The organism is Williamwhitmania taraxaci (assembly GCF_900096565.1).
GTDB classification, from domain to species: Bacteria; Bacteroidota; Bacteroidia; order Bacteroidales; family Williamwhitmaniaceae; genus Williamwhitmania; species Williamwhitmania taraxaci.
In genome coordinates this window covers 1-6,378 of record NZ_FMYP01000117.1, presented here as the reverse complement: position 1 = coordinate 6,378, position 6,378 = coordinate 1, and the positions used below count along the sequence as shown (strand labels likewise).

The 6,378-nt window shown below is 42.7% G+C and carries 7 protein-coding genes and 2 tRNA genes; 6 read left to right on the top strand and 3 right to left on the bottom strand.

Translation table 11 applies throughout. The features are described from left to right. Positions 1 to 358: 358 nt before the first annotated feature. The 3 genes from BLS65_RS16995 to BLS65_RS16985 all read right to left on the bottom strand — a co-directional run bounded on the left by BLS65_RS16995 (position 359) and on the right by BLS65_RS16985 (position 1,020). A complete protein-coding gene (locus BLS65_RS16995; protein ID WP_170830185.1) occupies positions 359 to 757 on the bottom strand; it encodes a GtrA family protein in 399 nt (132 codons plus the stop codon). 42 nt (positions 758 to 799) lie between these two features. Then, positions 800 to 889, bottom strand: a tRNA-Ser gene (locus BLS65_RS16990). Between the two features lie 44 nt (positions 890 to 933). Further along, positions 934 to 1,020: transfer RNA gene (locus BLS65_RS16985), tRNA-Ser, on the bottom strand. 279 nt (positions 1,021 to 1,299) lie between these two features. On the opposite strand from BLS65_RS16985, the gene BLS65_RS16980 reads away from it, so the two are divergent. From BLS65_RS16980 to BLS65_RS16955, 6 genes are all read left to right on the top strand, one after another. Beyond that, the gene (locus BLS65_RS16980; protein ID WP_092440995.1) at positions 1,300 to 1,572 is read left to right on the top strand and encodes an HU family DNA-binding protein; all 273 of its coding nucleotides are present in this window, start codon (positions 1,300 to 1,302) and stop codon (positions 1,570 to 1,572) included. A 73-nt stretch (positions 1,573 to 1,645) separates the two neighbouring features. Then, the gene (locus tag BLS65_RS16975; protein ID WP_092440994.1) at positions 1,646 to 2,332 is read left to right on the top strand and encodes a TrmH family RNA methyltransferase; all 687 of its coding nucleotides are present in this window, start codon (positions 1,646 to 1,648) and stop codon (positions 2,330 to 2,332) included. Positions 2,333 to 2,393: 61 nt separating this feature from the next. Next, positions 2,394 to 3,104 carry a LytR/AlgR family response regulator transcription factor gene (locus BLS65_RS16970; RefSeq protein WP_212590586.1) on the top strand — a complete coding sequence of 237 codons (711 nt, stop codon included), beginning with the start codon at positions 2,394 to 2,396 and terminating at the stop codon, positions 3,102 to 3,104. Positions 3,105 to 3,110: 6 nt separating this feature from the next. Beyond that, the gene (locus BLS65_RS16965) at positions 3,111 to 4,307 is read left to right on the top strand and encodes an aspartate aminotransferase family protein (RefSeq protein WP_092440993.1); all 1,197 of its coding nucleotides are present in this window, start codon (positions 3,111 to 3,113) and stop codon (positions 4,305 to 4,307) included. A gap of 83 nt (positions 4,308 to 4,390) precedes the next feature. Beyond that, entirely contained in the window at positions 4,391 to 5,290 is a 900-nt protein-coding gene (locus BLS65_RS16960) for a hypothetical protein (RefSeq protein WP_125869935.1), read from the top strand. Positions 5,291 to 5,339: 49 nt separating this feature from the next. After that, the gene (locus tag BLS65_RS16955) at positions 5,340 to 6,236 is read left to right on the top strand and encodes a hypothetical protein (RefSeq protein ID WP_092440991.1); all 897 of its coding nucleotides are present in this window, start codon (positions 5,340 to 5,342) and stop codon (positions 6,234 to 6,236) included. Positions 6,237 to 6,378 lie beyond the last annotated feature (142 nt).

Sequence of the window (6,378 nt, the reverse complement as noted above, 5' to 3'; positions counted from 1 at the left end):
AGTGGATAATGCGGGGACGACAGCGCATCCTAAAGCTCTTTTCGGCCAAGAAATACCACCTGCTGCTGGAGTGAAGCGGCCACGCTGCTGTGCCCAATGGGAAAGGTATGCCCGCGCCTCAATAGCTAGTAATTGAATACCTGACACTTACGGTTCGTTACGGTTTTTATTGTTGCAGGCTTCCAAAAAAGGAAGTTGCAAACCATAGGGGGAGCGAAAAACGGAAGAAGTGACGCAAAGAAGGGCTATGTCGAACCAAAAAAATGGCAAAATATCCACCAAGCAAACCTAAATACGCTAAGATTTAAAACCTAGCAATCGACCTGCGGATTTAAGGTTTAACCAAAACGGTCTCTATTTAAATAAAGGTAACCAGAAGGTTTGCAAAGAAATTCCAAATAGTGGCAGCGCCAATGGCAAATACCTTGGCAAAATAGAAGTTCCACTTAAGTTTACTCACCAATATCCAAATAACCAAACTGTTGATTGCCAATCCAACCATGGAGACGGCTAGAAATTTCCCATACTCCTCGAGTAGGTTTGGATTTTGGCTGTGGAAGGTGTAAATTCGGTTGAAGAGGTAGTTGGTGGAAGCCGCAATTGTAAAGCCAATCGCATTTGCAATGTACTGGTGTACCTTCGCTTTTTCTTTTAATAGGTAGGTTATGCCAAAATCTACAAGCACTCCTGATGCACCAACCAGGCCAAACTTTATGAATTTGGTAAATAGATCAGGATACGTGTTCAGATACACCATGGCCATGATTAAATAAAAAAAGCCCTGCTGAGAGGGCTTAAGTGGCGGAGAGAGAGGGATTCGAACCCCCGGTACCCGTAAAGATACAACGGTTTTCGAGACCGCCCCGTTCGACCGCTCTGGCATCTCTCCATTCCATAATAGTAGGGAAGGTTTTCACCTTCCCATTTTTTGTGCGGAGAAAGAGGGATTCGAACCCCCGGTGCCCTCGCAGACACAACGGTTTTCAAGACCGCCGCATTCGACCGCTCTGCCATTTCTCCATTCTCGGGGGGCAAAAGTAGTGCATTTTTTCATTCTATCAAGGGAAACAGCTAAAATCTACAAAAAAAAAGGTCGTTGAGTTCTTCCTAAAATATTCCTAAAAATCTCCATTTTCAAGTGGTTTCTTATCAGGTTATTGCAGATACGCAAGAAAATCTAACGAAAATTAAAATAAAAGTGAAAAAAAGTGCTGAACATTTGTAAAACATAAGAAAAACCCTATATTTGTTGGAGATTGTTTGACCAACAAGAATTACTAACCTAAAATTACACTGGTTATGAACAAGGCACAACTTATCGATGCTATTGCTGCAGAAGCTAACTTAACTAAAGCCGATGCTAAGAAAGCACTTGATGCTTTCGTGAAATCTACCACCGACGCGCTTAAACAAGGTGATCGCGTTGCTTTGGTTGGTTTTGGATCGTTCTCAATTTCTACCCGCAACTCCAGAACTGGAAGAAACCCTAAAACTGGTGCGCCTATTAAAATTAGCGCTAAGAAAGTGGTTAAGTTTAAATCTGGTAGCGAGCTGAACGACATCGTTCAATAGCATTTTTGCCATTGATCGCAAGGGAGACTCCCGTTCTCCCTTTTTTTGTTCCATTTAACCAACCGTTTCAGCTATGGACGATCGGCTAATAGAGTATCTGTCGCAATTCTTAACCGATTCTCGAAAAGAAGCCATTCAATCGGCACTATCATTTAGAACAAGGTATCTAACAGTTTGTCTGGAAGATATTTACCAATCCCAAAACGCCAGCGCTGTTCTACGCAGTTGCGATTGTTTTGGGATTCAGGATGTACATATCGTGGAGCGTGAGCATCGGTTTACTCCTAATCCAATGGTAGCCAAAGGTACCTATAAATGGCTCGATCTTCACCGATACCGAGAAGAGCAAGGCTATACTCCGGGGTTAATTAAGAGCCTCCGTGAAAACGGATACCGAATTGTAGCAACAACTCCGCACCAAAGCGATGTATCCCTCGAAAATTTTGATCTCACCAAGGGGAAAGTTGCCCTCTTTATGGGGACGGAACATTCAGGCCTATCAAGCGATGTGCTGGATAATGCCGATGAATATCTTAAGATTCCAATTTATGGGTTTGCAGAAAGCTTAAATATTTCAGTGGCTGCAGCCATAATTATTCACCATCTTTCCTTACGTTTACGCAATGATAGCAACATTGCCTGGAGACTTGATGAAGCAGACAAAAAGGCCCAACATCTCAAGTGGATAAAGGCTTGTGTGAAGAATTCTGAGTTGCTTTCGAGCCACTTTTTTAAAAATTTGCAATTAAATTCTCAATAAGTAGGGTTTTTTTGATGAAAATTCTTAATTTTAGAGAAGAAAGTTGTAAAAACTATTCCGGATGCTGAACTGTATTATTATTGATGACGATGAACTCTCGTGCAGGGTCATTGAAGAGTTTATCAAGAAGACAGAATTCTTGAATTTTGTCAAGTCGTTTCCTTCGGCAATTCAGGCTATTCGTGGCATAGAAAAAGGTGACGATGTTCATCTTATCTTTCTTGATATCGAGATGCCTGAGATGACTGGTATCGAGTTTCTTAAGACGCTAAAGGTGGCTCCACAGGTGATTATTGTTTCGTCAAAGGATCAATACGCTCTGGAGGCTTTTGAATACGACGTGACGGACTATTTGCTTAAGCCCGTAAACTATGCTCGTTTTTATAAGGGCGTAACAAAAGCGTTCGATCGCTTCAACTCGGTTACAAAGCAAGCCAACGAAGACGATGAGATCTTCATCAAGAAGAATAGTTCACTTGTTCGACTGAAACTGAGTGAGATTTTGTGGGTTGAAGCACTTGAAAACTATGTGGTTGTGAATACTGGTAAAGAAAAACACACTATCCATTTTACCATGAAGGCCATTGAGAGTCAACTACCCTCCAATACCTTTAAGCGCGTTCATCGCTCGTTTATTGTTAATGTAAAGCGAATTTCGAGCATTGAGGATAATTCTATCCTGCTCCGATTCCCAACCGGTTCGAAACTCGTTCCAATAGGTAAAAGTTACCGTGATAAACTCCTAAGAGAGCTGAAGCTTATTAGTAAATAGATTCCCATGATTTCGCTGCGCAATTTGTTCCTGCAGCACGTTGCTCAAACCTCAGAGACGCCTATTGGACTTGAGGTTGAACGTGCTGAGGGTATTTATATTTTTGACCATTCGGGTAGAGGATACCTTGATTTAATTTCAGGCGTTTCTGTTTCAAGTATCGGCCACTGCAATCCCATGGTCGTCGATGCCGTAAGGTCTCAAGCCGAGAAGTATATGCATCTGATGGTTTATGGTGAATACATTCAAGCACCTCAGGTTGAGTATGCCAAGGAGTTAACCAACCTGCTCCCGTCAAGTTTGTCACAAGTTTACTTTGTAAATAGTGGCTCCGAAGCAAATGAAGGGGCCCTTAAACTCGCCAAAAGGTTTACTGGCAGGACTGAACTGGTGGGATTCGTCAATGCTTATCACGGGAGTACCCATGGTGCTCTAAGCATGATGGGCGACGAGGGTTTCAAAAATGCTTTCCGACCATTACTTCCCGATACGCGCCATTTGCCGTTCAACGACATTGAATCGCTCAACCAAATAACTTCCCGAACAGCTGCGGTTTTGGTGGAGCCTATTCAGGGCGAAGCCGGAGCTATTGTTCCTACCCACAAATTCCTGGTGGCTCTGCGCAATAAATGCACGGAAACCGGAGCCCTTCTCATCTTTGATGAGGTGCAAACTGGCTTTGGACGAACCGGCAGCCTCTTTGCTTTTCAAAAGTTGGGCGTGGTTCCCGATATCTTTACCATTGCCAAGGGAATGGGTGGCGGTATGCCGATTGGTGCATTTGTGTCGAGCAAGGAGATTATGGAATGCCTTAAGAGCAATCCGATACTTGGACATATTACTACCTTCGGTGGTCATCCGGTTTCGTGTGCTGCTGCGCTTGCAACCTTAAGGGTGCTTGTCGAAAATAGCTATATCGAGGAAGTTGACTCGAAGGAGATTCTTTTCCGTGAACAGCTGATACATCCGCTTATTAAGGAGATAAGGGGTATTGGGTTGCTCCTTGCCGTTGAACTTGGTGATGCGGCTATGGTCCAAAAGGTAATTCGGGCCTGTTTCGATCGTGGAATTATTCTGGATTGGTTTCTTTTTTGCGATACAGCATTTCGAATTGCACCGCCATTGATTATTACAAAGGAGCAGATTGCTTCGGTTTGCAAAACTATTCTTGAGGCATTGGATGAGGTCAATGGGCAATTGTAATTGGATGTGGCATAAACTATTTGCCTAATCCCATCGTTAATCCTCATGGCTGCTTATCTTTGTAGTTGGTAAATCGAATCGATATGTGTAAACGAGTGCTTTGTTTGTTTGTATTGGGGATAAGTTTGGTTTCATGTCCTTTCTCTACAGCGGCTACGACCGTAAATTCTGTAAGAGAGGAAGAGGTTGCCATTAGTCAACTGATGAAGCAGATTGCTGCCCGACCCGAGTTTGGGGAGATGACACGCCTAAATACAGAGGTAATCGCGCGGTTGAAAACGCTTCTCCATTCTCCCAATTCCTACGATTATCCTTTTGATTCCCTGCTGCATATCGGTAAAGTTGTTTCCCCCGATGGTAATTGGCGGATATTTACTTGGAATAACCCACTTCCCGGTGGATTTCAAAAGATGTTTGGATTCCTTCAAGTGAGAATGGAAAACGAAGGACCAGTCGTTGTCTACGACCTTATCGATTCAAGGTCGAAGATTCCCACACCGATGACTCAAGTTTTAACCCCCCAGCAGTGGTATGGCGCCCTCTACTACCAAACCGTGAAGAAAAAGGCGGGGAAAGTTATTTACTATGCTCTCATAGGGGTCGATCTGAATGATTTGTTTACCAGTAAGCGCGTTATTGATATTCTTTACTTCGACGAGCAAGGTAACCCCCATTTTGGTGCTCCAATCTTTGATAATGGAAAGCGGTTATTCTCAAGGGTGATATTTGAATATTCGGCAAAAGCCACCATGATGATGCGCTATATGGACGAGTCGGACATGATTATATTCGATCATCTTAGCCCTTCGGAGCCACAGTATGTAAACGATTTTCGGTTTTATGGGCCCGATTTTTCTTACGATGGGTTTAAGTTTGAAAAAGGAAAGTGGTTGCTGCATTCCGACCTCGATATGCGTAATCCAAAAAGGCCTTTGCCCAAGAATAAACCTGTCGTTAAAGTATTTGATAGTATTAAACCCTGATGAGTTAGTTTTGGTGTAAATCTAATTCAACGACCAAAATTTAATTGTAATGAAAAAAATAGCAATGTATATGGTGGCACTTGGTGCGCTGGCTGCTTATGGCTGCTCTTCACAAGAGAAGGGAGACTCCGATTTTCAATGGCAAGTTGATAAGTTTGCCGATATTAAGATTCTACGCTATCAGGTTCCAGACTTTGATAGCCTTTCGCTCGGACAAAAGAAGCTGGTATTCTTCCTTTCACAAGCGGCACTCTCGGGACGTGACATTCTGTGGGATCAAAACTATAAGTATAATCTTGCGGTAAGAAGAACCCTCGAGGCCATTTATACTGGCTACGATGGGGATAGAACGACTCCCAATTTCGAGAAGTTTGTGACTTACCTGAAGCGTGTCTGGTTCTCAAATGGTATTCATCATCACTATTCGAACGAAAAATTTATTCCTGAATTTTCGAAGGAATATTTTGCCGAGCTGGTTGCCAATACGCCAGAGCGTTCCTTCCCGAAGGAACTGGGGACATTAATAGAGATGCAGAGCCTTCTCGTTCCAATTATTTTTGATCCAGAAGTGGCTCGTTTTCGCGTGAATCAAACGCAAGGCGTCGATTTAGTTGCCTCCTCGGCCATGAATTACTATGAGGGCGTTACCCAAAAGGAGGCCGAAGATTTTTATGCCAAAATGGTTAATCCAAAGGATACCCAACCGATATCTTATGGGTTGAACTCTAAATTGGTTAAGGAGAATGGTTTGGTGTTCGAAAAGGTTTGGAAGGTAGGAGGGATGTATTCCGCCGCAATCGAGAAGATAGTCTACTGGCTCCAGAAGGCTGAGGCTGTTGCCGAGAACGATATTCAGAAACAAACCATTCGCCATCTGATTGATTACTTGTCAAGTTTCACAAGATTGTTTATGACAACTTGTTTGATTAATATATTTCAAAGATAAAACTTTATTTTTAAACTCATCAGGTTCTTGTAAAAATATTTCCGGTTTAATTTCGAACCATTTTTCGATAGCTTGAAAAGGTGTTTTCACATTAAGTTCTTTTCTTAAACCTCCGTGTCTTCGGTAGAGAATATAATACATC